Here is a 26,937-nt window from a genome sequence, read left to right on the forward strand (position 1 = left end):
CGGGATCAAAACCCATTCACAATGCACACCCGTTTGGCGCGGGATGGAGCAGCCCGGTAGCTCGTCAGGCTCATAACCTGAAGGTCGCAGGTTCAAATCCTGCTCCCGCAACCAACGCGCCTTAACAAAAAACCCCGCAAGTCTCGCGACTTTAGCGGGGTTTTGTTTTGTCTGGCGTCCGTGAACGCGGCTTGCGTTCCGACTTCCTCCAAGTCGGAATTCCGACTTTCCCCGGTGTCAATAGCGCGCGGCGCGTCTCGTGCATCAAGTCAGGTCGACCCAATCGGGCATCGCTGGCGGATCGACGCGCTGATCGCGGCCACCGGTTACGCCCCATTCTCCATTCGCGCGGAGCTTCGGGTATTGCCTGCAGATCCTGCACCGCAGGCGGCGCTCGCCGTCCTCGATCGTCGCCTCTATCCCGAGCCGCTCGATCAGCCAGATCGCACTGACAACCCGCACGGTGGTGCAGCCACATCGGATGTCGACTTTGGCCGGATGGCCGATCAGATGGGCAATGTAGCGCTGCATTGTTCGCGGTATGTTCCGCCGGGGCCGAGTCGGTCAAATCCCGGGCTTCCTGCGGGAGTCCGCGGGTGGTAGATTGGCGCCAAGCCATCCTCGCGGCCTGTCAACCGGGGACCCCTATGCGACCGCTATTTTATCGAGCCCTATTGCCGGCCCTTGCCACCCTCCCTGCCTGCTCGAGTGGGGGTAGTGGCTCGGGCGGCGCGGTGGTAGTTCCGCCGGTGGCGCCGGCGCCGCCGCCGACGCCTAGTCCATCGCCGAGCCCCAGCGCATCACCCGCCCCCGGCACCACTGTGGAGCTGGTGCTGCTGCTCGGCCAATCGAATGCCAATGGCTATGCGCAGACGGCGCAGCTGGCGAACGCGTTGAACCCCGGTTATGTGCTCAATCCCGCGAAGGTGCACATCTACTACAAGGACGGGCGCGCCAACCCCGATCTGACTGCCGACAACGGGCAGTGGCAGGATTATCGCGCGGGGACCAATTCGGACACCAATGCGAGCCCCAAGGATCAGTTCGGCCCCGAGCTGGCGCTGGCAAACAGACTGGTCGTGGCGACAGGCAACGAGGTCTATGTCATCAAGGGGACGCTGAACGGTACAGGCTTGGCGCCCAACGCGCCGACGATTTCGCCCGGCACCTGGACCGACGCCACCGCCGGCATCACCATGAATTACTTCTACAAGCGCGCGCTCCGCGACCTGAAGACGGCGCGGCCGGGGGTGACGATCCGCTTTCGTGGCGTGCTGTGGTGGCAGGGAGAAGCGGATGCTGCCGGCGGCATTCCGGGCGCGGATTATGCTCATTACTTCAAGAGCATGCGCGGCTATGTCGACAGCATTGTCGGCGCGGATTTCACCGGCTATCCTTGGGCATTGATCGGCGTGAATTATAGCGCCACCCCCGAGGAAGCGGCGGTCAATGCCGAGCTGTGCGGGATCGCGGCGGCCGATGCCAAGGCATTCTACTTCCCCTCGCTCGGGCAGTTGCGCAACATCGAGCTGTCGCCGGCACAATCTGCGCCGTTACCCGTCGATCCGAGCGACAAGCATATCGGGTGGATGGGACAACTGGTTGTCGGTGAGGAAGCGGCGGCTATCTTCCTGGGGAATGGCAGCGACAGGGGGTGCTAGTCAGGTCGATCACCGCGGCCATTCCGTGTTCGCCTTTTCGTGATGCGCTGCATCCATGCGGATATCGTGGAGGCGCTGGGCGCAATAGGCGTCCACCTCCTTCGTGCCATGCTTCGCGATAAACGAGCGGACCTGCAGCAGGGCCTGGCGCTCACCTTTTTTCGAACTCGGTAAACATCCGGGTCCCTCACCCCTGTTGCTCTGGTTGGGGATAAAAGATGATCGGGTTCGCCGCCAGTTTGAGCTCTTTCGTCGCCAGCTTCTCATAGTAGTCGCGTTCGGCTCGAACCGCCCGCAGCTCCGCATTCTCGGCGTAGAGCTTGCCATAGGCGAGAAGCACCGCCTCGATCGCGATCTCGAACGCGTGCTGGCCCGCGCGATCCGGATTTATCGGCCCGTGATCATGCATCGCCGCCGCGACGATACTGTGGACCGTCGCGTGGATGCGAGGATCCTCGTGGTAGAGCGCGGCCGCTACCTTGAGATGTTCATGCTGCTGAACGGCGAGCTCGACGTCGATCATTGTTGTGTCTCCTTCGCTCGCGTAAATAGTCCGTCGAGCGCCTTGCTAACGGCGCTGTGCACAGCGAACGCGATGCGCGCCTCGTGATCGTTGATGGCGCCGGCTCGGGTAAACGCGTCCGTGATCGCGGTACCGATAGCCTGGCGGATAGTTGCCTCGCTAGGTTCGTTCATGCGCTGCCTTCCTTCTTCGCATCTGCCCGCCGCTGCCGCTCCGCGCCGAGCAGGGCGACGATGCCGCGGCCGGCCTGGGCGGCGGTGCGCACCAGATAGGTTTCGATGATCCGCTCCACCGTCTTGATGCTGTGGCCGGTGATCGCGGCGATGGTGGGCACGGACATGCCCAAATTGGCCAGGCGCGTGACGCAGGTGCGGCGGGCGTCGCGAAATTCGAGCGCTTCGAGCGCGGCGGCGAGATCCTCGTTGCCCGCTGCGCGCGCCGTGGCGGCGGCGTGGTCGCGGATCTGGCCGAACTTCTCGATGAAGTCGCGCTGGCTCCACGGCGTGCCGGTAAGGTCGCCGTGGCGCGATTGGGCGCCCGCCCTGCCGCCGGCGGCAGCTGCCCGTTGCAGCGGCGTGGCGCTGCCCGGCAGCTGGACGGTGAGCGTGCCGGTGCGATCGCGCACGATCAGGTTGAGCGCGCCGATCGGCACGGGCTGGCCAGCCTTCACCGCATCGGCGGCGCGCTTGCGGGCCTGGGCGATCCGCGCCTCGACGCGATCGCGCATCTCGCCCGCGATCGGCACGGCGTTGCGCACGCGCCCCTTGTTCTGAATATGCGAGAAACCCATGACCTTGCCCGCATCGGGGCCGCGATCACTCGCCAGCGCATCGTGGAGATCGCGCTGCATGTCGAGCTCGGCGAGGGTGAGCTGGCGCCAGTTGCCGGTGTGAACCTTGAGGATGTCCGCCTCGCGCTGGCCCCAGATACATGCCAGTTCGAGCGCGAACCCGATCGATGGCAGGCCCAGCTCGTCCGCGGCGGCGACGAAGGCGGCTTCTGCCTCGTAGCTCCATAGCTGGTCGCGGGCAGGCGGCTTGGGCAGATCGAAACGCTCGAACGGATTGGCGCGAGGCTGGCTGTTCTCCGGGTGATCGTTCCACCAGCTGAGCACCTCGCGCCCCTTCGAGAGCAGCTTGAACGCCTGGCTGTGGCCGGGGATGTCGCGCACGCCATCGCGGATCAGGCGCGGAACCCTGTCTGCATCGGGGCAGATGGCGAGCTTGAGCGCGCGGACGCGTGCACGCGTGATCCATTGCAGTGGCTGCTTGCCCGCCCAGTCGCGCAGATAGTTGAGCTGCGTCTGATCGACCCGCTGGCTGCTTTCGGCCAGCGCCACCAGCTTTTCGCGCTCGTAGCGATCGAGGACGGCGCCGAAGGTCTGTGGGGCGCTATAGGCCTTTACCTCGCGGGGGCGCTCGCCGCCCTGCTTCCACCTGGTGAGCTTCTCGTCCTGGTTCTTCCATAGACCGAGCGCTGCGATCAGATCAGGGGCGTCAAGCTTGACGGATTTCCAGCCCGCCTTGCGCTGGCGCGGGTTCGGTTCCCAGCCATAATACATGCCCGAGGCCAAGGGCTTCATGACGAAGCCGGGGTAGTTTTCCTTGCCGATCTTCATGGGCGGTTCCCGGGTGAGGCGGGGCGGTGAAACTATCGCGCCGGTGGCGGCGCGGCAAGCGGGATGGGTGGCCGGGCGTTGGCTAGGCTGAGTAGCACATCGGCATGACACCATGCCGATGTGGGTGTGCACCAGCATTGCAGGTTCCTGCCTGCGAGCGCCGGGAGCCGGGAGAGCACGCGTTCGCGCCACCGGCGGAGGGCGTCGATCTCCGCGTCGCTGAAGCCTGCGGCCAGCAGCACGCGCGGGGTCATGTCGCCTTCGAGCCAAGATCGATACAGGATCACGCTCCGGGCATGGCCGATGCGGTTTCGATCCGAGAATGGGTTCCCCCAGAGCGTCGGGCGGCCGACATACACGGCGCCCATGGGCGTATATGCGTTCCGCTTGCGCGTTCGATGCAGGCGGCGCGGGACGGCATTGATCGGAGGGGCGATTCGCCCCTCCGATCCGACGGCGAGAGAAGGAGCCGGCGGCATCTGGTCAACCGTAACCGTCACCGGAACCGGAACCGTCACCGTCACCGGAACCGTAACCGTCACCGTCACCGGAACCGTCACCGGAACCGTAACCGTAACCGTCACCGTCACCGTAACCGTAACCGTCACCGTCACCGTCACCGGAACCGTAACCGTAACCGTCACCGTCACCGTCACCGGAACCGTAACCGTAACCGTCACCGGAACCGTAACCGTAACCGTCACCGGAACCGTAACCGTAACCGTAACCGTCACCGGAACCGTAACCGTCACCGTCACCGGAACCGTAACCGTCACCGGAACCGGAGAGCCCGCCGGTCACCGCACCCATGTCGCGCTCTCGATGCTCGCGACTGCCTCGGGGGTGCAGTCGATAATCTCGATCGCCTCGGTGAGGGTGATGGTCACCGGATCAGCGACACGGCTCTTCTTGGTATCGAGCCCGCCGGTGGCGAGGCCGCTGCAGCTGTTCGCGCCTACCCAATAGTGGATGCGGCGGCTGCGCTCGAGATCGACTTCCTTGCCGTCGCGGCGGGCCAGGTAACCGAAGTGGACGCCCGCGGAATAGGTGCGAACGATTACGGGCTTGAGAGCGGCGCTCTCGGCAGTGTCAGCCATTTCAATCTCCTTGGTTGGCTGGGTTGAAACTTGTGCGGTCACGCGCGCGCAACCGGGATCAGCACACCTGCCGACGGCGGGCGCCGCGTAGGGTGATTGGGCTGGATCGCGATCAGGCGCAGGACTTCCCCATTGGGACCGTTCAGCGCGGCACGGACCCGCTGCTCGTCAAAACGTTTGGAGGTGGGCATCACGCATTCCGTCAGAAGGGAAGCTCGGCCGCGAGGTGCGGCTCGATGAAGCAGATGCCGCGCTCGAAGGCGCCGTGAGCCGGGCCGTGCGCATGCGCGGCGACATGCGCGCCCAGGGCCTCGCCGGCACCCGGGCCGAGCTGGCCGATGCGGACGATCGCGGCATAGGCGATGGCGGCGACCTGGTCGGCGGCGGCGCCGTCTATGATCTGCTCGATGTGATCGAGCTCGGGGCTGTGCATGCTGGTGCTCGCGGGTTGGCCGCCAATGGCCTCGACACTGGCGGCTGAGGGGGTAGAGGCGTTGCCGGATGCGATACCGAGGGGTTCGGCAACCGAGGCGCGCCGGAGGTGGGCAATCGGCCGTTCGGCCAGGGCTGCGGCGTTGGTGAGACCGAGCCAGAGCGCGAAGCGCTCGTCGAGATGGAGGAAGCGAAAGGCGTTGTTCGGCCCGACCAGCACCGGGCGGCCACTCGCGTGATGCACGATGATGGGCGGGTGGGGCATCAGAACGGGTAGTCCGCTTCATTGCCACCTGCCTGTGGCATGGTGCCCCCGCCCTCAACCGTCTTCGGCGTTGCGGGGATAATATAGGCTTCGGGCTCTCCTCCGAGGGCGATGCAGGCGCCGTCCCATGCCGCCTGCCAGAGTTTTGCTGTGGTGCCCCCGCACGAGTAGCTGCGCTTGCCGTCGCGATACGCTGGGACCACGCGATCGGCGATGTCCGTGCAGCGCTTGGCGAGGGGGTCGTTGCGCTGATCGGGCGTGTGCTTGACGACTTGCCTCAGGATCGCGCCTGCCATCTCCTGCGCTTCGATGGTGTTCAGCCCGACGGCGGATCCGCCCCTTGCGCCAAAGATCGAAATACCGATTGGCAAAGCCGGGTTGCCGCGACAATCGGACACGACAAGGCTCAATCCTTCCTTGTCGGACCGGAAGTGGTCGTCACTGCTCACGCGGCAATCTCCATCGGGTTGAGTGGTTCCCTGGGGCCCCAGAGACGGTCCAGGCGGCCGATCCAGCGTTCGAGCTGGGCGACGATCAGCTCAGCTTCGAGCTTCGCGCGGAGCTCGGTGCCGGCCTGCGTCTTCTGGCTGGCCTCGAGCGCGAGGATGACGCGGTTGGCGGCGGTGCGGTGAAAGCGGCGGAGGGTGGCGGGGGCCACCACGTCGAGCACCTGGGCGCCGCTGCTCAGCCTGCGCGCAAGGTGGGCCATGCCAGCCCAGTCCTGCCCGGGATCGACGGCGCCGCCTTCGCCCGCCTGGTCGCGCCATTCGGGGCCGCGCGCACGGGCGGCCTCGCGATCGGCGATCATGGCGATGCGGCCCTCCTCGCTGTCGCTCCACCCGGCGAAATAGACCCAGTAGAGCGCGTGCAGCGCGTCCCAGCATTCGAGGATGCGCCGCGCGGCGTCCTCGGTCATCGGATTGGTGGGGCTCGCCGCATATTTGGGGAGCGATCCGCGCTTGATGTTGAGCTCGGTGCGGATCTCCGCAACCTTGGCGTCCCAGGTGCGGTTCGGCCCCTCGCGCTTCGGCTCGGCCGGCGGGGTGATGCCGCTGGCGACCGCGATGTTGTGACGGAGCATCCAGGTGCGCGCCATCAGGTCGTCGCGGATCGCGGAGAGCGCGGCGATGCGCCCGGCGGCGGCCGCCTCGGTCATCGTCGCCTTTTCGATCAGCCGGGCATAGCCGGTGGGCGCATTGCGCCGGGCGAGCTCGCCTTCCACTTCGACCAATATGTCGAGCTCGGGCACGCTATAGTCCGGCGGGCGAACGCTGAGCGGCGAGCGCCAGGGGAAATCGCTGGCGAGGGGCGCGCGGGTCACCGGGCGCGCTCCGGCAGGTGCTCGAAGTACCGCTGGTCGTCCTTGCAGGTCGCGCAGGCGCGGACCCGGGCAAAATAGGCGCTTTGCTGCTCGCTCGACATTTCGCGAAGTGCGGCGGCGGTAGTGGAAACCTCCCCGCAACCGCAGCTATGGTCCCATGCTCCAGTCTGGCTCATTGCATCCTCGCAAGTCTAGCGCAGCGGGCGGCGTCGAGACGCTCGAACAGGTCGCGCTCGCTGGCGTTGAGGTAGGGCGGGGTCTGGCGGCGCGCGGCGAGTGCCGCCCACATGGCGTTCTGCACGCGCGGCGCCGGCAGGCGCCCGATCTCGAAGCCGAGCTGCAGATCGGGCCATGCCTGGCGCGAGATCTCCGGCTGGCGGTTAGACCTACCAGTGACCCGAGCGGCGCCGTTTTGGGCCGGCGCCGCTCGGGTTTGGCGCCGCCCGGGCGGCACATCACCGGAGCCTTGCGGTTCGGTGAACAGGAGGGGCTGCATCACCAGCGGCCCCAGATGCGATCGGAGATCCGCTGCCAGATGTGGCGATAGTCGCGCGTCAGCGTGATCGCGGCCAGGCCGAAGGCGAAGGCGAAGGGCATGTATTGCCAGCTCATGCCTTGCCGCGCGCTTTGGCTAGGGTGTTCCGCGCGACGCTCGACCATGCTCCGCCGCGTGAGGCGATCAACTCAAGGGTCGAGAGTATGGCGGGGATGGCCGCGATCGCCTGCGCATCCTTGAGCTCGGCGATTGGGCTGGCAACGACGCGGTGGCTGCCGTCATCGACAATGACGAAATTCTGGCGGTCCCGGCGGTGCAGGCACCAGTTTGGGGATGCTTTGGCGTCCATCACGCCGACACCCCCACGCCATGCGCGCGGGTGCGCCCGACCATGCGGGCGGCGACCATTGCGGCGGCTTCGTCCATGTCGTCGTTGGCGGCGAGCTGGCGGCCGGCTTCCTCGGCCTGGGCGGCTTCGGGTGGCAGGCGATCGTGAAACCACTGGTCGACCGCCTGGCGTTGCCAGCGGCTGTGGGTGGTGACGGCATCGATCAGGGCCGCGCCGCGCATGTTCGGCAGCGGCGCCGGAAAGCCCTGTTCGCCGATCAGGAGATTGATGAAGCGGAGCTGCCAGCGATCGGAGTGATCCTCCTTGCCGAGCTCGGCCATGATGTAGTTCAGCCCCACTGTTGGGGCGCGATGTTCGGAAAACAGGGTAGCCACGCCGTTACCTCCGGGCCGATGAACGGCGCGGAAAGTAACACCACGTGTTACTACGTCAAGTGGGAAAGTTGCATATGGCGTTACAATCGCGAACGCAAGGCGAACGCGGCGAGGCCGATTGCATCAAAATAATTTGGTCAGGCGGCTTCCTCGCCCGGTGGGGCGCCATAGGGAATGACCGCATCACTCACCCGATCGAGCATTTCGCGCTGGCCCTCGTCGGCAACGCGATACCGAAGGAGCTGTTTCCGCTCCGCCTGGTCGCGGGCTACATTGGGATTGTCACGTGTCGGGAGCAGGTCTGCGGCGTAAACCTCTAGCTGGTCAGCGATGTCCTGCAGCTGCTGTAACGTGATCGCCTGCAGACCGCGCTCCATGCGCGACATGCTCATCTTGGTCACGCCGATGGCCTTGCCCAATGCCTCCTGGCTTACGTCGCGGCGCCTGCGCCACTCGTAAATCCGGTTCGGATAGTCCTCCATGCGAAGGAAGGCTATGACCTGAGCTGTCACCCGGCTAGCTACTCGTGGCGTTACACCCACTTGTCAAGAAGTAACATGTGGCGTTACGTCGTTTCATTATGAAGCGATCGCCCATGATGCTCCGCCTCTGGCAGCGCGAGAGAGGATATTCCGACACGGATGCGGGGGCGCATTTCGGTGTCACCCGGCAAACCTGGCTCCGCTGGAAGGGCGGCGCGGTGCCCGGTCCCGCGCACATGATCGAGCTGTTCCGTGACGGCGTGGCTCAGCCCAATGACTTTTACGACCTGCCGGAGCTGGTAGCGCCAAGGAAGGCCGCCTGATGCCCAAGGGCGCCTGGAAGGATCGCACCAAGCGATCGGCGGCGGCCAAGAAATCCGCTGCGCATCGGCCGAACAAGCCGCGCGGCCCCTATGGCATGCGCGTGCTGCCCGAGGACGTGAAGCTGCGCATGCGCGCGATCGCGGAGCGGCTCGAGGCGGGCAATCCGCTGGCGCCGGCGGACGGGCCGCTGCCCACGCCGGGCGAAGTCGGCGCGCGGATCGACGCGGTGCTGGGGAAACTCGACAAGCGGGAGACGGTGGGATGAACCAGGCATCGGCGATCAAGGCGATCGAGGCTGTGATGGGTGAGCGCGCTCGGCAGATCGATGCCGAGGGCTATACCGCCGAGCGTGACGACGGCTATTTGCAGGGTGAGCTGCTGCTCGCCGCCGATTGCTATGCCGAGCATGCCCGGGGCCGCAACGGCGAGGCGGTGCCTGCCACCTGGCCTTGGGATGCGGCATGGTGGAAGCCGAAGCATCGCGCCCGCGATCTCATTCGCGCCGGTGCTCTCTATGAGGCTGAGATCGCGCGCCTGAAGCGCGCGGCGGCGCGGGCGGGTGCGCGCGACGACGATCCTTGCTGGGCTGCCGTCGCCGATGTCCAGCGCCTCTATGAGGGTGTGATCCGCGATATCGCTGCCGGTTGTGACGAGCCCCTGGGCGAATGGGGATGGTATTTAGGCGTCGATGTCGACGACGACGAAATGGGGCTCGAGGGTACGCGGGAAGCGGCGATCAAGGCGGGCCTGGGCCAGCACGAGCCGGGTGGATGCTTCTGGATCATCGAGGCGCGCATGCGGCTCGCGGACGAGGATGCAATGGGTCGCGGTGAGGCCGACAGTGCGCCTTTTGCCGAGAGCCGCAATGGCGCCTGGATCACGGTAGGCGAGGACGGCACCGCGCTTGAGAGCGCGGAGGCTGGCGCATGAGCAGCCTGTTCATCCCGGTGAGCCTCCCGCTTGGGGGGGGGGCGCCCACTCGTAAAGGTCGGCGGTCGCCGGTTTCGCCAGCACGGGCTTGCGTGGGCGCGCAACTGGCGGGCGCGGATGAAGCCGCATTTCGACGCGCTGTACGGGCCTGAGTGATGCTCGGCCCGATCCCCTTCGTGCTGGACTTCACCAGCGGCCCGCCTTCGAACGGTGCGCACATGCTCGCCTGGTGGGGCGGGCAGGACGCGGATCGCTGGGACCGGTTCGGCGCGGCGCTCGCGGAGCGATCGGGCTGGATCGAGGATCTGCTGCTCGGCGATGTCGAGCCCAGCCCGCGCATGGCGCAGAGCATCGCCGGCATGACGCAGGGCGTGGTGCCCGCCGAGCAATGGGATTGCGGCTGCTGCCTGGACTGGCGCGACAAGCCGCTGGGCTGGGCGGGACCGCCCGGCAGATATGCACCCTGCGCGCCGGCTTCCGCGGGGGAAGCTTGACATGCGCGGGGGGGATGAAATCGGTAACGGATCGGCGGGGTGTCACTCCCCCGCTGTGGCGGGCGACCTTGCCGACCCCCGGCGGCCCGTCGACCTGGGCCGCGCCCTGCCCCTAGAGGGGCGCGGCCCACTTTACCTGCAGTTCTGCAATCCGGGCGCGGACAGCTATTGGAGCGGCTGGTTCGGCGCTCGGCCCGCGACGCCAGCAGAAGAGATCCGGAGCCTGGAGGGTAGCGGGCTCGTCTGGTGGCCCAATGCTTGAGCATCCCGCCACCACCGCCGCCAGCGCCGACGCGGTGATCCTCTCGCATTGGGATGCGGGGCACTCGATCGAGCGGATCCTGCAGGAAACCAGCTTCTCCCGTCGGCGGGTGGAGGTGGTGATCAACAGCTTTCACATCGGGCCGAGCCCCGCCGAGCTGGATATCCGGCTGGGGCTGGGCGCGGCCAATGCCGAGCATGCCCAGCGCCTGATCGCGCTGCAGCGGCGCATGGCGAAGGAAAAGGAACAGGCCATGGCGCGTGAGCGGCAGCGGCGCGACAGCTCCGCCGAGACGCGCGAGCTGAACGACGAACTTTCCGCGCAGATCGAGGCGGTGTGCAAGAAATACCTGCCCAATGGCTGGAAGGAAGGGAACGAGTGGGTCACCTCCAACATCCATGACGACGGCTCGGGCTCGTCCAGCCTCTCCGTCAGCCTGAAGGGGCCCCGCCAGGGCGTGTGGGTGGATTTCGCCAATCCGGCGCACAAGGGCCTGCCGCTCGGGCTGATCTGCGCGGTGGAATGCGGCGGCGACTGGAAGCTGGCCTATGCCGAGGCGCGCGAGTTTCTGGGCAAGGACGATCCGCGCCAAGCCAGCGACGATCCCGAGGTGCGCGCGCGCATCGCCGCGGAGAAGGCGGAGCGTCAGGCCGCGCTGGCCGAGCTGCGCGCGGCGCGCGAGGCCGAGGATGCCGCGCAGGCGGCGCGGATCCTGAAGAGCGCGGTGGCGCGGTGGCAGGAGGCCAGGGTGCTGGCGGCCGGCGATCCGGTCGATGCCTATCTGCGCGCGCGCGGGATCGACCTGGGGGCGCTCTATGCGCTGACCGGGCAGCGGCCCGGGGCGATCCGCTACAATCCCAGCCTGCAATATGGCGCGAGCCCGCCGAACGGCCCGCCGGCACCGCGCTTTCCGGCGATGGTGGCGATGGTCACCGCGCTGGACGGCACGCATATCGCGACGCACCGCACCTGGCTGGATCCCAACGCGCCGGCCAAGGTGCCGCCGTCGCTGCTGCCCGGCGGGAAGGGTGCGCAGAAGAAGGTGCTCGGGCTCTACAAGGGCGGGCACATCCCGGTGTGGAAGGGCGCGCATCGCTGCCCGCTGAAGGACATTCCGGCGGGCACGGACGTGTGGGTATCCGAGGGCGTGGAAGACGGGCTGACCGCCGCGTGCGCCAAGCCCGAGCTGCGCGTGATCGCCGGCATCAGCGTGAGCAATTTCGCCGAGCTGCATCTGCCCGAGCAGATGGGGCGGCTGATCATCCTGCGCCAGAACGATCCGCCCGGCAGCGATGCCGATCGGGCGGTGCAGTCCGCCGCCGCCGCGCATCGCGAGCGGGGGCGCAAGGTGGGGTTCGTGCGGGTGGGGCAGGGATGAGGGCGCTCGATTTGTTCAGTGCTGCGGCCGGCGGCTGGTCGCTGGGCCTTCACCGTGCCGGTTTCAGAACCGTCGCCGCCTGCGAGGCGGTGGACTGGCGCCGCGCGCTCTATGCCGAGAACAATCCGGGGGTCCCGATCTATGACGACGTCTGCACGCTCACCGGCGAACGCCTGTACGCCGACCTCGGCATCCTCCCCGAGCTCGTTGTCGGGAGTCCTCCCTGCCAAGACATCAGCCCCGCCAACACCGGCGGAAAGGGCGTCGAAGGCGCGCGTTCCGGTCTCTATTTCGAAGCAATCCGTATCATCGGAGAGGTCCGTCCTCGTTGGTTCGCTCTTGAAAACAGCGCTAATCTCCGAACTCGGGGCGCTGACGCCGTGCTCGCTGCACTGGAAGGCCTCGGCTACTCCTGCTGGGCGTTCGTGGTTCGTGCTGGCGACGTTGGCGCCAATCACGAGCGTCCCCGGAGCTGGCTTATCGGCTGCGACCTCGAGCAGGTTGCCGACACCCATGGCGATGGACGGACAGCGGAATGGGGCAGGTGGCGGCGCGGGTTCGACCTATCCGATGCGGATGATCCTGACGAGTGCTTCGGCCAGTCTGCCGACGCCGCGGAAGAGCGACGCGCGGCATGGTCCGGAGATGACAAAGGCACGGGGAGTGAAGCGCACGGGTATGAACCTTCGCACTCTGTTGCATCCACCAGCACTTCTCGAAACACTCCCGACCCCGACCAAGCGGGACAAGCGGATGGATGCTTGGTCCCCGGCATACGACAAGCGCAAATCGCCCACGATGGACGCGGTGATGTCCGGCGCGATGATGTCGTTGACGCCAACGGCGACGGGCAACCTTCTCTCCCCCAGCATGCAGAAATGGGGGGGGGCGAGAGCTCTGGCGGCGCTTCTTCGGAGCCATGGGCTGAGTGGAACCTCGGCCTTGCCGGTCACCTACGGCTGGATGATGGGCTTTCCGCCTGGGTGGCTGGCGCGCGCATTGCAGTCGGCGGTCCAAAGGGGACAGCTGCAGCTGCGCTGCTCGTCGAAGCCTTCGGCGACGCGGTAGTCCCGCAGATCCCGGAGGCGATAGGGCGCGCGATCTTGCGCGTGGAAGCCGCACTCGGCGCCGTCGCAGCATGACCGGCGAGCCGCTCAAGGACATCAACGATCTCGCCCAGGCGCAGGGGCTCGATGCCGTGCGCAACGCGCTGGACAACATCACCGACGACATCGACGCGCCGCCGCCCGACTATGACAGCGATCGCGGCGAGGAAGAGGATTATGTCGGCGGCGCCGGCTGGGCGGGATCGCGCGAGGCGCGGCCGCCACGCTACATGCCCGACGACTGCCCGGTGATCCCGCTGGGCACGATGGACGGCATATTCTATTTCCTCACCGCGCTGGGGGAGTTGCGCGGCCTGCCCGCCGACAAGGTAGCGAACAAGCACATCGTGGCGATGTTCGCACCGGACAGCCTGTACCTCGAGGATCAATGGCCGCGGAAGCGGCTGATCGCGCAGACCGACGATGCCGGCGTGGCGGTGAAGGACAAGGACGGCAACACCCTGAAGGAATGGGTCACGATCGGCTGGAATACCGAGATCGTTACCACGCTGCTGATGGACTGCTGCGCGCGCAAGGGCGTGTGGGACGCGCGCGAGAAGGTGCGCGGGCGCGGTGCCTGGCGGGCCGACGACGGCAGCCTGGTGTTGCATTGCGGGAACACGATCCTGACCAACGGGCGCTGGCTGGCGCCCGGCGAGCACGGCAAGATGGTGTATCCGGCGCAGGCGCCGATCCCCAAGCCCTTCGAGGCCGGCCATTCGACAGCGGAGCAGCTGATGCCCCGGCTGGTCGCTACCTATCGCGCGCGCGGCATGAAGATCACCGGCGTGGGCGGCAGGGAGATCCCGCTGGGCGGCGTCACGCCCGCGCGCTTCCTGTTCGAGATCCTGAAGACGTGGAATTGGGACCGATCGCTGATCGATCCGATGCTGCTGCTCGGCTGGATCATGCTGGCGCCGTTCGGCGGGGCGCTCGACTATCGCCCGATCCTGTGGCCGACGGGCGGGCGCGGCACGGGCAAATCGGAGCTGCTCGAGCTGATCGCCGCGCTGTTCCAGAACGCGCTGCTCGTCTCGCCCAAGGCGAGCGAGGCGGGCGTGCGCCAGGTGATGGGGCAGCAATCGCTGCCGGTGAACCTGGACGAGAGCGAGGCGGGCAAGGACAACAGCAAGATGTCTGCGTTGATCGAGCTGGCGCGGCTGGCCGCGACCAGCCAGGGCAACATCATCAAGGGTGGGCAGAACCACCAGGCGAGCGAGTTTCGCGCGACCAGCTGCTTCCTGTTCACCTCGATCCTCGTTCCCCCGCTCGAGCCCGCCGACAAGAGCCGCATGGGCATATTGGAGCTCAACCGGCTGCCCGCCGGCGCGCGCAGCGTGGGCTTCAAGAATTATGTCGATGAGATCGGCCGGCTGGGCGCGTGGATGCGCAAGCGCTTCTGCGACAATTGGGGCCGGTGGGACGAGCTCTATGGTGTGTGGAGCGAAGCGCTGATGGATATCGGCGAGCAGGGCAGTCGCGCCGCCGACCAGTTCGGCTCGCTGCGCGCGGCGGCCGAGCTGGCGCTGTTCGACGGCATGCCCGAGGCGGAGGATGTGGCGATGTGGGCTGAGATGCTGAGCCTGCGGAACCTCGCCGAGACCAGCGACGCGCCCGAGGAAGGTGAGATTTGCCTGGGGAAGATCCGATCGAAGCCGGTGCAGCTCGATTTTCGGCGCGGGCAGCGGCTGGTGAGCGAATGGCTGGTCGATCACATGAAGCCGATCGGCAAGGATCAGTACGGCGCGGAGGATCAAGAGGACAAGCAGCGGCGCGAAACTGCCGAGGTCGCGTTGGGGCGTATTGGGCTCAAGGTGGTCCGTTATGGCCCGAATGACCGCGGTAAGAACAAGCCGCCACCTGAAATCTTTGGAGAGTGGTTGGCGGTTGCTTCCAGCCATGACGGGCTCGAGCAGCTGCTGCAGGGTACTAAGTTTGGCGAGGGCGTGTGGAGCCAGGCGCTGGCGCGCTTGCCCGGCGCGATCAAGGCGAGCGTCAACAAGCGCAACATCCGGTTCAATGGGCATCAAAGCAAATGCACGCTGATCCCGCTCGCCGTGGCGCTGCCGCCCGGGGACGAGGATGACGAGGAGGATGCCGGCGCGGTGCCGGAGCGTGCGCGGGCCTAGCGCGGCGGCTTGAGGGGGGTGACCTGGGCGCAGCGCGGGCTGGTGACGGCGCGGACGAGCTGGTCCGCGAGATCCAGCGCCGCGGCCGGCGTGTAGACGCGCTCGCAGACCGGCTTTCCGTTGCTGAAATCGATCACGATGTAGTGATTGCCTTCCCGCTTCGCGGTCGCTTGCTCGCATAGGTACACAGTACACGCCCCGGCCATCCGCTATCCCTCCCCTGGCGCGACCCGCGGCGCTTTTGCACCATTCTGGACCTGAAACCCTATTCGACTTCGGCGGGGGCGCAAGCGAATGTTACAGCTGCGTCACATTCCGATCCGTGATAAGGCGCGTGAGTCGTTGCGAGCAATTATCGATTGTTGTCGCCATGCCGTGCAATTCGTGCGCCGAGCAGTTCCAGATCCTCGACGCCGCCTGGGCCGGCCAGCGCCTCGATCGCGATCATGAGCTGGCCGATATAGGTGGCGCGCGACATGGCGCGTTCGCGCGTCTTCCCGTTGATCGTCTCGCGGATATGGAAGGTGTCGCCGCCATCGGGCGTGTAGATTTCCGCCAGGCCGCGCTGCCAGAATATGGGGTGTTCGGTCACGGTTGTGCTCTTGTTGCCCGCGGTGCGACCCGCGCCCGCCGAGGCATAAGCTGTTGAGGATGAACGCAACACTTACGTAGCATTGCGGGGTGACGCTACGGAAGACGCTGGCAGGGGTGCCATTCTGGGTCATCGCGACACGGCGCCCCGACCCCGCGCGAGGTGGGCAGGATTTGCGGTGGGGCTCGCGGGTGTGGCATGGGCGCGGCTTCCAGGGAGACCGTTGATGCTATTGGTAACTCTTTTGCTGATCGCCCAAGACGAACCTGAGACTTCGCGGATCGCGCGGGCGTGGAGCGAGTGCGTGATCGGAAAGGCGGCCCGATGGAGCGCACAGACCGAGGCGGCGCGCGCTTTGGCATCGGTCGCGGTTGCGGCATGTTCAAGCTACCGAGATGATTGGAAGCGTGCAGCATCTTTAGCGGCCGGCCTGGTCCCTGGGCGAGATGATGCGATTGTCGATCGAGAAACAGCTCAAATCGAACAGGGCATCGCGGACAAAGCGGCTGAAGTGGTGCTTGAGCTGCGCGCGCGCCGGGCTTTCAAATAGCATCGCGGCCAGCATTCGACGCGCAGGGCGCGTCGGATGTGGTGCGGCCGCGTCATAATCCCCGCGCCATTGGCGCGGTTTCTTCCTTCGCCGATGATCCTGCAACCCTGCTGCGGATCGCTTCGCGCCCTCGCGCCCCGACCCTGTTGCGGCAGCACGTGTTGCGCCCCAACCCTTTGGTTGGTAAACAGTGAAATAGCCCGCGATTGCTGCCCGCTACCGCTAGGGTCAGGGGGAAGTAGCGGCCTAGGTAGCAGCTGAACGTAGCGGCTAACATCCTGAAATCACTAAACTAATCGCGCGGTGCTACGTGCTACCTCGCGTTTCGCGCGCGGGTTATGCACATACGCGCGCGGGCGCATACGCGCGTATAAAGGGAGGGGTATAAGGGTAGCACGTAGCACCATATATATAAGTCTTTATAATCAATAGGTTAGCCGCTACGTTCGGCCTGCTACGCGGTTTCAGCGTCAACGTAGCAGGTAGCAGCGCCCGGCGGCTGATTGGACGCGGCGCTTTCCGATGCGATAGATGCGCAGCCCTTCCTCACGGTGGGGTGCGCTCGTGGTCGCTGGGACCAATAAAATATGGGGCGGAAATGGCTGACGGGGGCACCGGCCTTGCGTCGGCCGTTGGCCAGGCGATCGAGCGGCGCGGCGAGATGATGTTCGCCGATCCTGAGCAGGTCGAACTCGCGCTCGAAGCCGCCGGCGGGCTGCGCGATCTCCCCGCGGTGAAGGCGGCGGTGGTCGAGGTGCGCAAGGCCGGTCGGCCGAAGAATTCGCCGAACAAGCGCACCGGCAAGATCCGCGACTTTCTCCTCTCCCAGCACCGGCATCCGCTGCACACGCTCGCGATGATGCAGGACCAATCGCCCGACGTCCTGGCGGCCCAGCTCGACTGCTCGAAGCTCGAGGCGGCGCGCGTGATCGTGGCCGCTGCCGGCGAGCTGGCGCCGTACTGCGAGAGCCGCATGCCGATCGGCATCGCCAACGCGGGCGAGGGCCACATGATGATGGTCCTGGGCGCTGGGGCGCCGATCGTCGCCGCGTTACAGGGCGGTGCGTCGATCGATCGCGCGACCGGTGCGCTGACCTTCGGACCGCCACCGGAAGTCGCTGATTTTACTGAGGTTTCCGATGACGAAGCGGGAGCGTCGGAATGATGCAGTCGGAACGCATGCGCTATCGCACTGAGAAAGTGCGGAAATCCGGCACAGCGCGTCAGGTTGTGCAGCTTCTTCGCCGGGTGGCCAGCGCCGCCCAGGCGGCCCTCCCGGCCGGTGGTGAGACGCAGCGCCGGGCAGGGGGGGGTGTCGTTTTCCGGGCGGCACCCCCGCCCCCCCCCAAGCCGGGGACGAACGTCCAGCCGGGTTCGTCGCACGACATATTCGCATTTTTGGGGGCGGATCTCGCCCCTTATGCCCTGTTTGCCCAGCACCCGGCTCGCGAATATCTCGCGAACCTCAACTCCATCGATACGGGGTTGGGGGTATGAGCGCCGCCGTCTCACTCATGCTGGCGTCGGGGCCGGTGGGCGCGGCCTTCCGCGCCTGCCTGGCGTTCCTCACCCTCGTCATGGGCCCGGTGGGCAGTGGCAAGACCACGGACTGCATCGCCAAGGGTGTTCAGTGCGGGGCGATGCAGGAGGCGGTCTGGGACCAAACCCGGCTCGGGGGTAAGGGATGCTTCGTGCGCAAGTGCCGTGGCGCGGTGGTGAGGGACACCTATCCTAACCTCGATCGCACGGTAATCAAGTCGTGGTGGAAGTGGTTCCCCAAGAACATGGGCCACTGGTCCGGTGAGGCGCCGCGCACGCACCGCTTCACGCTCGACATGTGGGACCATTCGGACCCGGCCAAGCCGTTCTTCTTCCAGCTCGACATGGAAGTGCTGTTCATCGCGATCGGCGACAATGCGGTGGAGGATGTGCTGCGCGGGCTTGAGCTTACCTGGCTCTGGCTGAACGAAACCGATCTGCTTTCGCGCGCGATCATCGAGATCGGTATCGGCCGCGTGGGCCGCTATCCCTCGGGCAAGGACGGGCGCTGCCTGTTCCCCCAGATCTTCTGCGACATGAACGCGCCGGAAGAAGATAACTGGACGGTTCCCCTGTTCATCGAAAAGCAGCTGGATCCGGCGGCCAAGGCTGCGATCGAAAAGCGCATGCGTGAGGTGGCCAACGATAATGGGCCGGTGCGCGAGGTGATCGGCTTTTACCGGCAGCCGGGCGGGCTCGAGGACGGGGCCGAAAACCTGCAGAACCTACCCGGCGGTCGCGGCTATTACGAGCTGCAGGTCGCGGTGATGGCAGCGGACAAGGCCCGGCGCATGGTGCACAACCGCATCGGCCCGGTGCGCAAGGGCACGCTGGTTTATCCTGAGTTCGTCGACGATCTGCTCTACGACGATGAAAAGGGCGCGCAGACCGGGCATGTGCGCGAGTTCGACGTGAACCCGCGCTGGCCGGTTCTGATCGGTGCCGATCAGGATGTCTGCCCAGGGCTCGTCTTCGCCCAGCTCGATCCGCAGACCGACCAGCTGATGATCTTCGACGAGCTGGCGCGCATCTTCGAGAACGAGGATGGCAACATCGTCGTCAGCCAGATGGGCGGTGAGGCATTCGGCCGGCAGGCGGCGCTCCACCTGGCGACGCATTACCCCGCGCTGAGCGTGGGGCTGGTGACCGCCGATCCCGCCGGCAGCAACGGCGAGAAGGCGATCGAGGGCACAAGCTGGCGGCGCCAGTTTCAGAAGGGGCTGGGCGTGAACGTGCGCAAGTGCACGGTGCCGGGCAATTCGATCGAGCTGCGCACCAAGGCGATCCGCGACCGGCTGGGCTCCAAAATTCCGGGAAAGCCTCAGCTGGTCGTTCATCGGCGCTGCACGATCCTGCGGAAGGCTTTCACTTCCCGTTACGTGTTCAAGCGGATTGCGGCGGGCGGTGCGGTGGACAGCGGCAAGTTCGCGGACGCCCCCGTGAAGGCCCAGGGCTACTCCGATGTGATGAACGCCGCCGAGTACCTCGCCTTCGAGGTGAACAAGGGGCTGAGCTTCTCGGCCGTGGGTCCGGCGGCGACGCGCGGACCGGGGCGGCAGATCGTCAACGACAGCGAATATGAAATGTTCGGAAGGGTCGGATGACCGCCGCCGCCCCGATCTTGCCGGAAAACCGGCAGACCCCGCAATCCGGGCAGTCGCCGGAAAAAGGGCAGTCGCGCCTGGCGGAGCGCGCCAAGAAGCTTGGGGCGCTCAATCGCGCGGGAGCGCTGATGGGGTGCGCGAAACTCGCGCGCGAGATGGGCCAGAGCGACCGCACGATGCGCGCCTATGCCGCCTGCGAGATCGCGCTGCCCGACGCTGTGCTGATCGGCGCCGCGGGCGCGCTCGAGCGCGAGGCGCAGGCCATGATCGATCATGCCGCGAAGCTGCGCGCGCTCGCGGCGCAACCCAGGGGAGACGGGAAATGAAGACGATCGGCGGTCTCGTCACCGCGCCGCTCAAGGCGCTGGGCATCATTCCTTCGGCGCCGCCGCAACTCCCCGCGCCGACGATGACGCCGACGCGCGATGCCGCGCGCGATGCTGTTGCCGCATCGGACGAGATCCGGCGCCGCCGCGGTGGCGCGGCGGATGTGCTCACCTCGCGGATGGGCGCCGAGGCTGATGCCGGCGCCACCGGCAAACAGACCCTTGGAAGTTGAAAGGAACGGAAATGAGCGATGAAAGCGCGGGCGCTGGCCCGAACGAGGATGTGGGTGTGGTGGCGGTCGACGCGGTGACTGGACTCGATGCGCTGCTCGCGCTCGATCCGAAGCCCGAGACCGTGCTGATCGCTTTCGATCTGGCGGGCGTATTGGTGGCTGCGCACGCCGAGAGCGAGCGCCAAGCCGATCTGATCAGCGGCTTCCAGGCAATGCGCGGGCATCTGGTCACGGGTATGCAGGCGCTCGGGCTGCTTGCCGCCGAGGCCGACGCGCCGGAGAATGCCGATCTCGCGGATCTAGCGCTGCTGACGCTGGGCAATGCCGCCGAGGCAGTGAAGCGCTGCGAGGCGGATTTCACCGAAGTCTCGCGCCAGCGCGAGACGCTGCAGGGCCGTGTCGACGGGCTGGAAAAGGCTGCTGCCGGGCATGACGCGGCGCTGACCGCGGAGACGCAGCGCGCGAATGCGCTGCAGGGCGAGGTGACCGAGCTCAAGGCCGAGTTGGGCCGAGCGAAGAAAACGGCGGCGGCCAAGGTGGTTCCCGCGCCCAAGGCCCACAAGCTGCGCGACACGGCGCAGATGACGGAGAACCCCAAGCCCGAGGATCTGCTCGAGCGGCTGGCGGTGGCGCCGCACATCCTCGTCTTCTCCGATGGCGAGCGCGAGATCGTCGCGCTGGAAGCGGTGCAGATCGAGGGCGGCGCGGCGTGGATGCGGCGCGGCGGCCGCGTGCTGCTGCGCGAGCCGGTGCGCGTGAAGCCCAATGTCAACGTGGAGCTGGCGGGCTTTGCGCTGTTCGACCGCAAGGGAAAGCAGATTGCCTGGTCGGCGCTCGCCCAGCCCTTGCGCATCGCGGCCGGACAGGACGTGAAGTTGGACGGGCAGGCACTTTTCTGAGGCGCGGCGGGCGCGGCGCGGTGCTGCGCCCCGATGTGGGAGGGTGACATGCGAAAGACCTATCTTCGACTGCTGGGCAGCTCGGCGCTGGTGTCGGCCGCGCTGCTCGGCGGCTGCACGCCGCGGCAGCTGGACGATGTGTGCAAGCGCGAGGTGTCCGCCCGTGCCGCGCTGGACGCGAGCGAGGCTCGGGCGCTGGCGATCACGGACGGCGTGAAGCGCGAAGCCGCGCTGGGCGCGATCCGCACCGCCCGCGCCGCGCTCGATAAGTGCCCGGTGGCCGCGCCGCCGGCGGGAGCGGTCCAGTGAGCGCGAGCCGCTGTGGCGTGCTCGGCCGCTTCGTGCTGGCCTGCGCCGCGGCGTTGCCCGTGGCGATGATCGCGATCGGTATCGCCGTGCAGCTTGGCGTGCGGATCGGCTGATGGGGAAGCGCATCGCCCAGGCGTGGATCGTGGCGGGCTTCGCGGCCCTGTGCCTCGTCATCCTCGCCTGGGCGGTGCTTTCGGCGGGTAGCGGGGAGATAGTGCGGTGACCGACAGCCTGCAGAACGAGACCGACGTGAAAACCCTGCTCGATCACCAGCGGATGATGGAAGGCGAGCGCATGCTCTATGAGCCGCTGTGGCGCGAGCTGGACGAGCGCGTCGATCCGCAGGCGGCCGGCGGCTTCGACAAGCGCACGCCGGGGGGTGACCGCGGCAATGGTAATTTCGACGCGACCGCGACCACCGGGCTGGACAATTACACCGCGGCGATCGCGGGCCTGACGATCCCGACCGGGCAGACCTGGGCATCGCTGACCACGCCCGACAAGGATCTTAACAAGCTGCCCGAGGTGCAGCGCTGGCTCGAGCATGCCAACGACCGGCTGTTCGCCTGCCGCTATGCGCCTGGCGCGGGCTTCGAGGTGCAGGCGACCGCGGATATCCGGCAGGGCGGCAAGTACGGCACCGCGCCGCTCTGGGTGGACGAGGTGGTGGGCCGTGGCCTGTTCTATCGATCGATCCATATGAGCGAGGCCTGGATCGACCTGGACTTCACGGGCCGCGTCGACACGTTCCACCGGAAATATGAGCTGACGGCGCGCCAGGCCGCGCAGAAGTTCGGCCGTGATGCGCTGAGCGACAAGATGCTGTGCTGCCTGACCGACGACAATCCGGCCAAGCAATATGAGAAGTTCGAGTTCCTGCACGCGGTGCGGCCGAACGGCGACTATGAATATGGCGCGCCGGCGCATCTGGGCATGCCCGACATGGGCTGGACGATCGCGGTCGACGAAAAGGCGCTGATCCGCAAGCTCGGTTATCACAGCTTCCCGGTTCCCACCTCGCGCACGATCGTGACGCCCGGCGCGACCTATGGCCGCTCGCCGGCGATGAAGGTGATCGGCACGATCCGTGTGCTGCAGGAGATCGCCAAGACGATGCTGCGCGCGGCGCACAAGTCGGTCGATCCCGCGCTCGCCTTTTTCGATGACGGCAACATCTCGCGGCTGGCGACCAAGCCTGGGGGCTTCAATCCCAATCTGGTGGATGAGATGGGAAACCTGCTCGTCCATGCGATCCCCGGTGGTGGCGACCTGAGCTGGGGCCTGAAGGTGCAGGAGGAAGAGCGCCAGGTGGTGCGCGATGCGTTCCTCGAGCGCATTTTCCAGCTGCTGTTCGATCCGACCGACCGGATGACCGCGACCGAGGTGCTGGAGCGCGCGCAGAAGGAGGGCCTGCTCGTCGGCCCGTACCGCGCAACGCAGGAGACCGAGAAGCTGGCGCCGATGACGACGCGCGAGCTCGATATCCTGATGCGCGCCCGCCAGATCGACCCGATGCCGCCGGTGATGCGCGAGGCCGGTGTGCGACAGCCGGTGGCCGAATACCAGAACGGGCTGGCGCGCATGGCGCGGGCCGAGGAAGCATCGGGCTTCATGCGCCTGGTGGAGATCACCGCGCAGGTATCGGGCTTCGATCCCGGCGCCGCCGATCACATCAATTTCGACCGCGCCGTGCCCGGCGTGGCCGAAGTGCTTTCGGTGCGGCCGAGTTGGCTCAACTCGCCCGACGAGGTGGCGGCCAAGCGCCAGCAGCGCGAGCAGGCGCAGGCGATGCAGTCGCTCACCGAAAGCGCGCCCGCCATGGCCGGCGCGGCGCTTGACCTGGCCAAGGCCAATGACGTGGCGGCGGCGGCATAGATGGGCGCGCTGCTCGATCAGGCGCAGGCGCTCGCGCGCAATCTGCTCCGGAAACGGGCGGTGGTCCTTGGGCTGCACTATCGGCGGCTGTTTACGCCGGACGCTGGCGTGGATCGCGACGCGGAAATCGTGCTCGCCGATCTGCGCGAGTTCTGCCGCTATTCGCGGACGAGCTTCACGCCCGACCCCTATCTGACCGCGCGAAACGAGGGCCGTCGCGACGTGTTCCTCCGGATCGTCGGCCTGATCGAACTTGACCCCGCCCAGGTGCGGCAATTCATGGAGCTGGAAGATGATTTATAACCGACGTCCGGCGCTGGCCGGCATTCGCATCACCGCCGCCGAGCGCCGCATGGGGCGGCTGATGCGCGCGCCTGACGGGCACGGCGATGACGATGGCGGCGGCGGTGGTGGTGACGGCGGCGGTGATGATCTCGCGGATCCTCCGGCAGATCCGCCCGCCGATACGCCGCCCTGGTATGGCGATCTCTCTGCGGACGCGAAGGGCAGCGCGCCGTCGGATCGTGACTGGATGACTGGCAAGGGCTTCACCGATCCGGCGGCGATGGTGCAGGGCTATCGCGCGCTCGAGACCAAGCTGGGCGAGCGCAAGGGGATCGAGATCCCCGGCGACGACGCGACGGACGAGGCGAAGGCTGCCTATCGCGCGGCGATCGGCGTGCCCGACAGTGCCGAGGGTTATGCGGTCAACATCCCCGAGGGCTGGGAGGCGGATATGGCGATCCTTGGCCCGCTGAGCCAGGACGCGCATGAGATCGGCGCGCCCAAGGCGGTGTTCGATGCGCTTGCCGAGAAGATGATCTCGCGCTTCGTCGTTGCGCATAATGCGCTGGTGACGCAGCATGATAGCGAGCGCGCGGCGGTGGAGGCCGGCTGGGGCGGGCAGAAGGCGCATAATCTCGAGCTGTATCGGCGCGGCATGGTGGCCTTCGGTTTCACCGCCGAGGAAGCTGAGAAGATGCAGGTCGCGCTGGGCGAAGGCGGCACGCGCAAGATGATGGAGGCCGGGCTCAAGCTTGGCCAGCTCTCCAACGAGGACGGCTTTATTCCGGGCAGCCGCCGCGACTTCGGTATCACGCCGGACGCGGCACGGATCAAACTGGCCGAGCGGGAGAAGGATCGCGAGTGGGTCGCGCGATTGCAGGCGAAGGATCCTGCCACCGTGGCTGAGCATGCGCGTCTGGTTGCCGTGACCTCAGAAGATGACGAGCGCAAGGCGCGCGAGGCGCGGGCGGCATAGTGGCCAGCCTGCCGCCCGACCTGTCGGTCGTGCGCCTTCATAGCGAGGCGATGGCGGCCGATATCGTCGGCTCGCTTCGGCGCGCGGCTGACAACATCGCCGCGGAAGGTGAAGCGGATGATCGCACTGTGGCCGTTGTCGCCGTCTCCGTCAGCGAGTCGGGTGAAGTCGCGCTGTATGGCTGGGGGCGGTGCTCGGACCGGTTCACCGTGATCGGCATGCTGCACGCGGCGATCGTCCAGCAGGGCTAGGGAACAAAAGACTTGACAGCACGATTTCTCCATAGGAGAAATCGACACCTCAGCAAGGCGGCCTCGGGGCGGAATTCCGGGCCGCCGCGCTCGCTTCAGCGGGCAGGCTGGCGCCGGACAAGGCCGCTTCCGTTGGCGGCCCCCGGCCCCTGATGCGGACGCATCCGCTTGCCGCGAGCGCCTCCGCGGAAGAGGTGGCCCGGCAACTCCGACAAGCCCTTCGAAACCCAACGCAACGTGGTTTTGGAGGCGAGAATGTCGGACATTCCGAAGACTTACGTAAACACCTACGCCAGCAACATGCGCATGGCGCTGAACCAGCAGGACAGCAAGCTGGCCTCGGTGGCGATGCGTCAGCCCGGCAAGGGTGAGCTGCAGCAGCTCGACAACATCATCGGCAACGGCACGGTGAAGAAGTCGAACAACCGCAACGACACCGTGAACGTCGATCCGCCGACGCACGACAAGATCTGGGTGCCGGCGCCCGGCATCACCTATGACGCCGACATCGTCGCCACGCTCGACAAGGTGAAGTCGGGCATCGACCTGCAGGGCGGCTATGTCATGAAGCATGCGGGCACGATCCGCCGCGGCTATGATGGCATCTTCCTGGGTGGCGACGACGGCACCACCGGCTTCTACGGCAACATGTACCAGGGCAAGACGGGCGGCACCGCCGTTCCCTTCGCCAACGGCAACATCGTGCCGGCGGCGACGGGCGCGAGCTCGGCGACGGGCATGAACCTGGCGAAGCTGCTCGAGGCACGCACGATCCTTGTCGGCGGCTATGCGGCCGAGCAGGACGAGCAGTGGTTCCTGGGTGTCACCTCGGACGAGGTGAAGGACCTTTTCAACCAGGTCGACCTGACCAGCAGCGATTTCGAGAAGACGTACAAGCCGCGCGTCTCGGCGGACGGCAAGCGGCTGCTCGGCGCCTGCGGCTTCGACTTCATCGAGATCGAGCTCGATAACCCGCTGCTGCCCAATTACGACCTGACCCGGGACGGCTCGAACTACCAGAAGAACCCCTTCTGGACGAAGAGCGGCATGGCGATGGTCGACTGGCTGGAGCTGACGTCGACGATCGACCGGTTGCCGCAGAACTTCAACAACATCCAAATCCTCAGCCAGTTCATGGCCAACGCCTCGCGCACCGACAATGCACGGTGCGGGATCATCCTGAACGCCTGACCGCACCTAGAGCGGCGGAGCTTCGGCTCCGCCGCGACATGATGCGGCCATTGCGCCTGCACCCTGAAGGAGACGTGCAATGACGACTTTCTTTGCTGCGCAGCTCGACGACGTAGCCGACGGCACCATCCCGGCGATCCCGGGCGATGTGGCGTTCCTCGGCGGCAAGGTTCACGCGCTGATCAACTATATCGACCTGGGCGCGAATGCCGTCGCGGTCGCCGACGTGATCGTTTGGGGTGAGCTGCCCAAGGGCGCGGTGCCGATCGTCGGCCTGCTCGTTACCAATCGCTCGCTCGGCTCCTCGACGATCGATGTCGGCTATCAGGGATCGGCCGCCGCGCTCCGCGCCGCCGGCACCTTCACCGCGACCGACACGCCGACGCTGTTCGGAAAGGCGGCCAACATCGCGACCGCGCTGACCGCCAAGAAGCGGCTTCAGTCCGTGGTCGCGGCGGCGAACATGCCGAACAACTCGGGCGACCGGCTGGTCTGCGTCCAGTTCTACACCATGGCCTACGGCAACTGAGAAGGGGGCGTTCGCGGCGGGCTCCTTCCAGCGCCCGGTGCGGACCGGCCCGGGGCGGCGGCCTTGCCCGCTGCCGCCCCGGTTCTGAACCGGAGGGGATGACATGACTTTGGTGCCCGTTGCCGCCACCGCCGCCCACCTCGTCGTGCTTGCGACGGGTAATCCGGGTGAAGTCCCCGTGCCGATCGGCGCCGACGGGGCGCTGCCCGTACGCACGGCGGGAGGCGCGGCCATCGCCGTCGAGCCCGAAAGCGCGCCCTGGCAGCTCGGCGCGGACGGCGGCGCGGACGGCGACTGGCTGGGTGCGCTGCTGATCGTGCCGCTGACGACTTCGCCGGGCCTGGTCTCGATCTCGGACGGCGGCGGCGACGCGATCCCGATCTTCGCCGGCGGCGCGAACAGCGTTGGCAACCTGCTTCCGGTCCATGTGCCGCTGGGGATGACCAGTGCCGCGGGCGGCTGGGAGGTCACCACCGGCGCGAACGTGAACATCGTGGCCATCGGCAATTTCACCTGATCGAGCGAAGGGAGACCAGT

The 26,937-nt window shown here is 66.9% G+C and carries 39 protein-coding genes and 1 tRNA gene; 22 read left to right on the top strand and 18 right to left on the bottom strand.

Annotated features, from left to right (window positions below; genetic code table 11):
- Nucleotides 1-37: 37 nt before the first annotated feature.
- A tRNA-Met gene (locus HZY97_RS16055) sits at nt 38-114 on the top strand.
- Nucleotides 115-264: 150 nt separating this feature from the next.
- On the opposite strand, the gene HZY97_RS16060 is transcribed toward HZY97_RS16055, so the two are convergent.
- Nucleotides 265-531: a hypothetical protein gene (locus tag HZY97_RS16060; RefSeq protein WP_180146011.1), complete on the bottom strand. Its 267-nt coding sequence runs from the start codon at nt 529-531 to the stop codon at nt 265-267.
- Between the two features lie 290 nt (nt 532-821).
- On the opposite strand from HZY97_RS16060, the gene HZY97_RS16065 reads away from it, so the two are divergent.
- Nucleotides 822-1,661, top strand: coding sequence for a sialate O-acetylesterase (locus HZY97_RS16065; RefSeq protein ID WP_180146013.1), 840 nt, complete (start codon nt 822-824; stop codon nt 1,659-1,661).
- Nucleotides 1,662-1,848: 187 nt separating this feature from the next.
- Here HZY97_RS16065 and HZY97_RS16070 read toward each other — a convergent pair whose 3' ends face one another.
- The 14 genes from HZY97_RS16070 to HZY97_RS16135 form a co-directional block, all read right to left on the bottom strand.
- Complete coding sequence (locus HZY97_RS16070; protein ID WP_180146016.1) at nt 1,849-2,184, bottom strand: hypothetical protein; 336 nt, start codon at nt 2,182-2,184, stop codon at nt 1,849-1,851.
- Nucleotides 2,181-2,357 (bottom strand): hypothetical protein, encoded by a 177-nt coding sequence (locus HZY97_RS16075; protein WP_180146020.1) that lies wholly within the window; start codon nt 2,355-2,357, stop codon nt 2,181-2,183. Before HZY97_RS16075 ends, HZY97_RS16070 begins: the two co-directional genes overlap by 4 nt.
- Complete coding sequence (locus HZY97_RS16080) at nt 2,354-3,802, bottom strand: hypothetical protein (RefSeq protein WP_180146022.1); 1,449 nt, start codon at nt 3,800-3,802, stop codon at nt 2,354-2,356. The genes HZY97_RS16075 and HZY97_RS16080 overlap by 4 nt, the downstream gene beginning before the upstream one ends.
- A 32-nt stretch (nt 3,803-3,834) precedes the next feature.
- Nucleotides 3,835-4,578 carry a DUF4326 domain-containing protein gene (locus HZY97_RS21140; protein ID WP_218943123.1) on the bottom strand — a complete coding sequence of 248 codons (744 nt, stop codon included), beginning with the start codon at nt 4,576-4,578 and terminating at the stop codon, nt 3,835-3,837.
- Between the two features lie 21 nt (nt 4,579-4,599).
- Complete coding sequence (locus tag HZY97_RS16090) at nt 4,600-4,899, bottom strand: hypothetical protein (RefSeq protein ID WP_180146025.1); 300 nt, start codon at nt 4,897-4,899, stop codon at nt 4,600-4,602.
- A gap of 38 nt (nt 4,900-4,937) precedes the next feature.
- Nucleotides 4,938-5,090 carry a hypothetical protein gene (locus HZY97_RS16095; protein WP_180146028.1) on the bottom strand — a complete coding sequence of 51 codons (153 nt, stop codon included), beginning with the start codon at nt 5,088-5,090 and terminating at the stop codon, nt 4,938-4,940.
- A gap of 11 nt (nt 5,091-5,101) precedes the next feature.
- On the bottom strand, nt 5,102-5,596 hold the full coding sequence (locus tag HZY97_RS16100; protein ID WP_180146030.1) for a hypothetical protein: 495 nt from the start codon (nt 5,594-5,596) through the stop codon (nt 5,102-5,104).
- Nucleotides 5,596-6,045, bottom strand: coding sequence for a hypothetical protein (locus HZY97_RS16105; RefSeq protein WP_180146033.1), 450 nt, complete (start codon nt 6,043-6,045; stop codon nt 5,596-5,598). Before HZY97_RS16105 ends, HZY97_RS16100 begins: the two co-directional genes overlap by 1 nt.
- Nucleotides 6,042-6,917 carry a hypothetical protein gene (locus HZY97_RS16110; RefSeq protein ID WP_180146036.1) on the bottom strand — a complete coding sequence of 292 codons (876 nt, stop codon included), beginning with the start codon at nt 6,915-6,917 and terminating at the stop codon, nt 6,042-6,044. Before HZY97_RS16110 ends, HZY97_RS16105 begins: the two co-directional genes overlap by 4 nt.
- A complete protein-coding gene (locus HZY97_RS16115; protein WP_180146039.1) occupies nt 6,914-7,093 on the bottom strand; it encodes a hypothetical protein in 180 nt (59 codons plus the stop codon). The genes HZY97_RS16110 and HZY97_RS16115 overlap by 4 nt, the downstream gene beginning before the upstream one ends.
- Nucleotides 7,090-7,416, bottom strand: coding sequence for a hypothetical protein (locus HZY97_RS16120; RefSeq protein WP_180146042.1), 327 nt, complete (start codon nt 7,414-7,416; stop codon nt 7,090-7,092). Before HZY97_RS16120 ends, HZY97_RS16115 begins: the two co-directional genes overlap by 4 nt.
- A 109-nt stretch (nt 7,417-7,525) precedes the next feature.
- On the bottom strand, nt 7,526-7,765 hold the full coding sequence (locus HZY97_RS16125; protein WP_180146045.1) for a hypothetical protein: 240 nt from the start codon (nt 7,763-7,765) through the stop codon (nt 7,526-7,528).
- On the bottom strand, nt 7,762-8,136 hold the full coding sequence (locus HZY97_RS16130; RefSeq protein WP_180146048.1) for a hypothetical protein: 375 nt from the start codon (nt 8,134-8,136) through the stop codon (nt 7,762-7,764). Before HZY97_RS16130 ends, HZY97_RS16125 begins: the two co-directional genes overlap by 4 nt.
- Nucleotides 8,137-8,273: 137 nt before the next feature.
- The gene (locus HZY97_RS16135) at nt 8,274-8,618 is read right to left on the bottom strand and encodes a helix-turn-helix domain-containing protein (protein WP_180146051.1); all 345 of its coding nucleotides are present in this window, start codon (nt 8,616-8,618) and stop codon (nt 8,274-8,276) included.
- A 113-nt stretch (nt 8,619-8,731) separates the two neighbouring features.
- On the opposite strand from HZY97_RS16135, the gene HZY97_RS16140 reads away from it, so the two are divergent.
- From HZY97_RS16140 to HZY97_RS16170, 7 genes are all read left to right on the top strand, one after another.
- Nucleotides 8,732-8,941: a hypothetical protein gene (locus HZY97_RS16140; protein WP_180146054.1), complete on the top strand. Its 210-nt coding sequence runs from the start codon at nt 8,732-8,734 to the stop codon at nt 8,939-8,941.
- Nucleotides 8,941-9,207: a hypothetical protein gene (locus HZY97_RS16145; RefSeq protein WP_180146057.1), complete on the top strand. Its 267-nt coding sequence runs from the start codon at nt 8,941-8,943 to the stop codon at nt 9,205-9,207. The genes HZY97_RS16140 and HZY97_RS16145 overlap by 1 nt, the downstream gene beginning before the upstream one ends.
- Complete coding sequence (locus HZY97_RS16150; RefSeq protein ID WP_180146060.1) at nt 9,204-9,872, top strand: hypothetical protein; 669 nt, start codon at nt 9,204-9,206, stop codon at nt 9,870-9,872. Before HZY97_RS16145 ends, HZY97_RS16150 begins: the two co-directional genes overlap by 4 nt.
- 155 nt (nt 9,873-10,027) lie before the next feature.
- Entirely contained in the window at nt 10,028-10,366 is a 339-nt protein-coding gene (locus HZY97_RS16155) for a hypothetical protein (protein ID WP_180146063.1), read from the top strand.
- Between the two features lie 254 nt (nt 10,367-10,620).
- The gene (locus HZY97_RS16160) at nt 10,621-12,006 is read left to right on the top strand and encodes a toprim domain-containing protein (RefSeq protein WP_180146065.1); all 1,386 of its coding nucleotides are present in this window, start codon (nt 10,621-10,623) and stop codon (nt 12,004-12,006) included.
- Entirely contained in the window at nt 12,003-13,148 is a 1,146-nt protein-coding gene (locus HZY97_RS16165) for a DNA cytosine methyltransferase (RefSeq protein ID WP_180146068.1), read from the top strand. Before HZY97_RS16160 ends, HZY97_RS16165 begins: the two co-directional genes overlap by 4 nt.
- Complete coding sequence (locus HZY97_RS16170; RefSeq protein ID WP_180146072.1) at nt 13,145-15,241, top strand: hypothetical protein; 2,097 nt, start codon at nt 13,145-13,147, stop codon at nt 15,239-15,241. Before HZY97_RS16165 ends, HZY97_RS16170 begins: the two co-directional genes overlap by 4 nt.
- Here HZY97_RS16170 and HZY97_RS16175 read toward each other — a convergent pair.
- The 3 genes from HZY97_RS16175 to HZY97_RS21035 form a co-directional block, all read right to left on the bottom strand.
- Nucleotides 15,238-15,378 carry a hypothetical protein gene (locus HZY97_RS16175; protein ID WP_180146075.1) on the bottom strand — a complete coding sequence of 47 codons (141 nt, stop codon included), beginning with the start codon at nt 15,376-15,378 and terminating at the stop codon, nt 15,238-15,240. The genes HZY97_RS16170 and HZY97_RS16175 overlap by 4 nt on opposite strands.
- Nucleotides 15,379-15,593: 215 nt before the next feature.
- The gene (locus tag HZY97_RS16180) at nt 15,594-15,833 is read right to left on the bottom strand and encodes a hypothetical protein (RefSeq protein ID WP_180146078.1); all 240 of its coding nucleotides are present in this window, start codon (nt 15,831-15,833) and stop codon (nt 15,594-15,596) included.
- A 418-nt stretch (nt 15,834-16,251) separates the two neighbouring features.
- On the bottom strand, nt 16,252-16,386 hold the full coding sequence (locus HZY97_RS21035) for a hypothetical protein (RefSeq protein ID WP_257215133.1): 135 nt from the start codon (nt 16,384-16,386) through the stop codon (nt 16,252-16,254).
- A 595-nt stretch (nt 16,387-16,981) separates the two neighbouring features.
- On the opposite strand from HZY97_RS21035, the gene HZY97_RS16185 reads away from it, so the two are divergent.
- From HZY97_RS16185 to HZY97_RS16245, 13 genes are all read left to right on the top strand, one after another.
- The gene (locus HZY97_RS16185) at nt 16,982-17,548 is read left to right on the top strand and encodes a hypothetical protein (protein ID WP_180146081.1); all 567 of its coding nucleotides are present in this window, start codon (nt 16,982-16,984) and stop codon (nt 17,546-17,548) included.
- 328 nt (nt 17,549-17,876) lie between these two features.
- Nucleotides 17,877-19,526, top strand: coding sequence for a hypothetical protein (locus HZY97_RS16190; protein ID WP_180146084.1), 1,650 nt, complete (start codon nt 17,877-17,879; stop codon nt 19,524-19,526).
- Nucleotides 19,523-19,852, top strand: a complete 330-nt coding sequence (locus HZY97_RS16195; protein ID WP_180146087.1) for a hypothetical protein — start codon at nt 19,523-19,525, stop codon at nt 19,850-19,852. The genes HZY97_RS16190 and HZY97_RS16195 overlap by 4 nt, the downstream gene beginning before the upstream one ends.
- On the top strand, nt 19,849-20,085 hold the full coding sequence (locus HZY97_RS16200; protein WP_180146090.1) for a hypothetical protein: 237 nt from the start codon (nt 19,849-19,851) through the stop codon (nt 20,083-20,085). Before HZY97_RS16195 ends, HZY97_RS16200 begins: the two co-directional genes overlap by 4 nt.
- 11 nt (nt 20,086-20,096) lie before the next feature.
- Entirely contained in the window at nt 20,097-20,984 is an 888-nt protein-coding gene (locus tag HZY97_RS16205) for a hypothetical protein (RefSeq protein WP_180146093.1), read from the top strand.
- Nucleotides 20,985-21,032: 48 nt separating this feature from the next.
- Nucleotides 21,033-21,293 (top strand): hypothetical protein, encoded by a 261-nt coding sequence (locus HZY97_RS16210; protein ID WP_180146096.1) that lies wholly within the window; start codon nt 21,033-21,035, stop codon nt 21,291-21,293.
- 219 nt (nt 21,294-21,512) lie between these two features.
- Nucleotides 21,513-23,168, top strand: a complete 1,656-nt coding sequence (locus HZY97_RS16215; RefSeq protein ID WP_180146099.1) for a portal protein — start codon at nt 21,513-21,515, stop codon at nt 23,166-23,168.
- Nucleotides 23,169-23,471, top strand: coding sequence for a hypothetical protein (locus HZY97_RS16220; protein ID WP_180146102.1), 303 nt, complete (start codon nt 23,169-23,171; stop codon nt 23,469-23,471). It abuts the gene before it with no gap.
- Complete coding sequence (locus HZY97_RS16225; RefSeq protein WP_180146105.1) at nt 23,461-24,429, top strand: hypothetical protein; 969 nt, start codon at nt 23,461-23,463, stop codon at nt 24,427-24,429. The genes HZY97_RS16220 and HZY97_RS16225 overlap by 11 nt, the downstream gene beginning before the upstream one ends.
- Nucleotides 24,429-24,680 carry a hypothetical protein gene (locus HZY97_RS16230; RefSeq protein WP_180146108.1) on the top strand — a complete coding sequence of 84 codons (252 nt, stop codon included), beginning with the start codon at nt 24,429-24,431 and terminating at the stop codon, nt 24,678-24,680. Before HZY97_RS16225 ends, HZY97_RS16230 begins: the two co-directional genes overlap by 1 nt.
- A 255-nt stretch (nt 24,681-24,935) precedes the next feature.
- Nucleotides 24,936-25,871, top strand: coding sequence for a phage capsid protein (locus HZY97_RS16235; protein ID WP_180146112.1), 936 nt, complete (start codon nt 24,936-24,938; stop codon nt 25,869-25,871).
- Between the two features lie 79 nt (nt 25,872-25,950).
- A complete protein-coding gene (locus tag HZY97_RS16240; protein ID WP_180146115.1) occupies nt 25,951-26,400 on the top strand; it encodes a hypothetical protein in 450 nt (149 codons plus the stop codon).
- 103 nt (nt 26,401-26,503) lie between these two features.
- Nucleotides 26,504-26,917, top strand: a complete 414-nt coding sequence (locus HZY97_RS16245; RefSeq protein WP_180146118.1) for a hypothetical protein — start codon at nt 26,504-26,506, stop codon at nt 26,915-26,917.
- Nucleotides 26,918-26,937 lie beyond the last annotated feature (20 nt).

The sequence above is a fragment of the Sphingomonas sp. R-74633 genome (genome assembly GCF_013416555.1).
Lineage (GTDB): Bacteria > Pseudomonadota > Alphaproteobacteria > Sphingomonadales > Sphingomonadaceae > Sphingomonas.